Origin of the sequence: Bacillus sp. AFS001701 (assembly GCF_002559405.1) — a bacterium.
Taxonomy (GTDB): Bacteria; Bacillota; Bacilli; order Bacillales; family Bacillaceae_G; genus Gottfriedia.
On the sequence record NZ_NTZO01000076.1, the window covers coordinates 1 to 3,182 of the forward strand.

Consider the following 3,182-nt stretch of genomic DNA (forward strand, 5'->3'; position numbering starts at 1 on the left):
ATGCATTAGTTGAAGATCAAAAGCAGTCAATGGCTGCTTTTTTATTTATGTATTAGGCAGTTTAGTGGAATGAGGATAAATGGTAATAAAAGGAATTTGATTGTAATGTTGAATATGAACTTATAGGAGGGGATCTACAATGAAATATATACAAAGGATTTCTCTAATCATATTGATTACAATTTTATTATGTGCGTGTCAGTCAAAGTCTGCTGATGTAAAAGCAAAAACCAAAATTCTAGAAATTCCAAATACCAGTGAATATGTTTTCTTAAAGGTTCAAGGTGTTGATAAAGGGGTAGCCTCTGAAGAAACATCAAGGACTATAAAGAGTAGTAAACAAATTGAAGAGTTTATCGAAAAAGTAAACAAAATGGAAGTAGTTCAACCTTCAAAAGATGAATTAATGGAGAAGAATAAAGAATTAAATAATAAGGGGAATTACATATTTGCATTATCGGATAAGGAGTCAATGGACAACAAAGTATATACAATGAATTTTTTTAAAGATGGAAGGATAATTTTTCAGAAGCCTAATGGTAAGAAAGTAAGTTCTAATGGCGGTGGGCAAAAAATGATGTATTGGTCAAAAACAAAACATCCAGAATTACTCACTGAATTAAAAAATCTATTAAATATAAAGTTTTAATACTATTAGATTACATTTCCATAAAGAGTCGAAAACTTAAGTTTTATACAACTAACGCATGCTTTAGTTGAACAAGGTCTTATTGATTTTACGACGAATATTAGTTATGTAAGAGTATATAATTGATGACAACAGGGTGGTAATTATGAAACAAAAAACTAATTACACAGCATTTTATCTTCTATTAGCATCAATTATTGTTGGTGCACAATATAGAGAACATTTTAAAGGAATTCCAGAAATAATATCATTTGTAAGTTTTACTTTAATTTATTTTTATATCTTTTTTCTAAATCGCAAGACTTTAAAACTGTTAATTTTGTGTGTTGTTTCATACATAACTTTTGCTACTAATTATACATTTTTCCATTTTTGAGTTTCAAACCCTTAAGTAACTAAAGCAGGCGTTAGTTGCATATCAAAGCTGCTTAATTGCAGCTTTTTTATTTGTAAATGACAGAATAGTTAAAGGAAGTGTTGGTAATTCCAAAATGTGGTAAAGTTAATTTGTTCATTTGATTTAGAATTTACTAATATTAAAGGAGATAGATTATGCAAAATAAAGGACAATTAGAAGTAATTAACCTGCAAAAATTGACTCAGGATCAAATGGAATATACAAATTTCATCGTAAGTGAAGTAAATGACCACGCACTAAGAATAGCTGTAATAAATGGTGATTTTCACTGGCATAAACACGAGGATTGCGATGAATTATTTTATGTATTAGAAGGCGAACTTTTTATTGACTTAGAAAACGATGAAACCATCTCTTTAAAACCAGGAGAAATCTTTACGATTCCAGCTAACACAATGCATCGAACTCGTTCAAATGAACGTACAGTTAACATTTGTTTTGAAAAGATAAGTAATGATATAAAAGGTACAAAAACAATAGATTGATATCTAACTAATGGATTTTTTTTGTTTTAGTAATTATAAAGTAAAGTTATACCAACAACATTAAAAAGTATTTATTTAATGAGGTGGAATCATTGATTTTAGTTAGTTCTTGTTTAGCTGGTTTAGAGGTAAGATACAACGGTTCCCATAGTTTAGATAATAGGATTCAAAAATTGTTACAAGAAAATAGAGCTATTACTGTATGTCCTGAATTACTTGGAGGTTTTTTAACACCAAGAGAGCCTGCAGAAATAGTAGGTGGTGACGGAGAAGATGTTCTTGATGGGAAAGCAAAAGTAGTTGAGAAATCGGGTAGAGACGTAACAGAACTTTACATAAAAGGGGCTTACCATACACTAAGGAAAGCTCAAGAAGTTAATGCAACTATAATTGTTCTTAAGGAGTACAGTCCATCCTGTGGAAGTGCCGTGATCTATAATGGTGAATTTAAAGCTAAGAAAGTTGTTGGAAATGGTGTTACAACAGCATTACTTAAAAGAAACGGTTTAAGAGTAATTTCAGAGGAAAAACTTACCGATATTCTTGATGAAATAATATAATTCTTAACCAACTAACGCATGCGTTAGTTACATAAAATTTGGGGCTGATCATTCAGCTCAATTTTCAACAATCTGGCAGAATAGCCGAATAAGGAATTCCCTACAAGTAAAAATTGTGATATATGAGGATCTTCAAAATGGAATTATTAAATAAAAAGTAGTATTAGATGGAGGAAGCGAAATGAATTTAACTATTATAAATACTTTTACAGACCAAGCCTTTAAAGGCAATCCTGCTGCTGTTTGTTTGTTAAATGAGGAGAAAGATAGCCATTGGATGCAGAGTATTGCAAAGGAAATCAATTTACCAGTTACAGCTTTTCTAAATCGCTTCAAAAATGATTACTATTTACGCTGGTTTACCCCTTCTACAGAAATTCCAATATGTGGACACGGAACACTAGCAAGTTCATTTTTTTTATGGAAAAACGGGAACGTGGAAAAAGAGAAAACCATTACCTATCATACAAAAAGTGGGATTCTTAAATCACAATTTATAGATGAATGGGTTCAATTAGAGTTTCCTTCTATTCTTGAGGAGAAGACAATTGTTACTGATTTACTGATTAAGGCTTTAGGTGTTGAGCCTACTTACGTTGGAAAAAATCAATTAGACTATTTAGTTGAAGTAAATTCAGAGGATATTGTAAGAAATTTAAAACCATGTATAAACCTGATTGCCCAATTACCAGTCCGTGGTGTTATTGTTACAAGTCATTCTAATTCAAACGAATTTGACTTTGTTTCACGCTTTTTTTCCCCTGCTCAAGGTATCAAAGAGGATTATGTAACTGGTTCAGCTCATTGTTGTTTAGGTCCATATTGGAAGAGTAAGTTATTAAAAAGTGAGTTTATAGCTTACCAAGCATCCGATAGAGGGGGGATTTTAAAAGTTAAAGTTTTAGATGATAAAGTCCTACTATCAGGAAAAGCAGTAACCGTTTTTGAAGGTCAACTAACTATATAATATGAGTGGTACTTATTGAACTAACGCAGTGCATTAGTTTCATAAACGTTCGGCTTCTTCGGGGGTCGTTTTTTTATTCAACAAAATGGCAGGATAGTTAAAC

General features: G+C 31.2%; 5 protein-coding genes. All 5 read left to right on the forward strand.

The window, feature by feature from the left end; all coding sequences use genetic code 11:
• Nucleotides 1–139 precede the first annotated feature (139 nt).
• The 5 genes from CN514_RS06310 to CN514_RS06330 all read left to right on the forward strand — a co-directional run bounded on the left by CN514_RS06310 (nt 140) and on the right by CN514_RS06330 (nt 3,079).
• Complete coding sequence (locus CN514_RS06310) at nt 140–649, forward strand: hypothetical protein (RefSeq protein WP_098231868.1); 510 nt, start codon at nt 140–142, stop codon at nt 647–649.
• Nucleotides 650–794: 145 nt separating this feature from the next.
• Nucleotides 795–1,025: a hypothetical protein gene (locus tag CN514_RS06315; protein ID WP_097975358.1), complete on the forward strand. Its 231-nt coding sequence runs from the start codon at nt 795–797 to the stop codon at nt 1,023–1,025.
• A gap of 176 nt (nt 1,026–1,201) precedes the next feature.
• Nucleotides 1,202–1,552: a cupin domain-containing protein gene (locus tag CN514_RS06320; protein WP_097975359.1), complete on the forward strand. Its 351-nt coding sequence runs from the start codon at nt 1,202–1,204 to the stop codon at nt 1,550–1,552.
• A gap of 92 nt (nt 1,553–1,644) precedes the next feature.
• Complete coding sequence (locus tag CN514_RS06325) at nt 1,645–2,112, forward strand: 2-thiouracil desulfurase family protein (protein ID WP_098231869.1); 468 nt, start codon at nt 1,645–1,647, stop codon at nt 2,110–2,112.
• Nucleotides 2,113–2,293: 181 nt separating this feature from the next.
• Entirely contained in the window at nt 2,294–3,079 is a 786-nt protein-coding gene (locus tag CN514_RS06330) for a PhzF family phenazine biosynthesis protein (protein ID WP_097975363.1), read from the forward strand.
• Nucleotides 3,080–3,182: the final 103 nt, after the last annotated feature.

What these genes read in the sequence shown, in the direction of transcription:
- CN514_RS06315 (WP_097975358.1), top strand. Translation starts at nt 795, where the DNA reads ATGAAACAAAAAACTAATTACACAGCATTTTATCTTCTATTAGCATCA.
- CN514_RS06310 (WP_098231868.1), top strand. Translation starts at nt 140, where the DNA reads ATGAAATATATACAAAGGATTTCTCTAATCATATTGATTACAATTTTA.
- CN514_RS06320 (WP_097975359.1), top strand. Translation starts at nt 1,202, where the DNA reads ATGCAAAATAAAGGACAATTAGAAGTAATTAACCTGCAAAAATTGACT.
- CN514_RS06330 (WP_097975363.1), top strand. Translation starts at nt 2,294, where the DNA reads ATGAATTTAACTATTATAAATACTTTTACAGACCAAGCCTTTAAAGGC.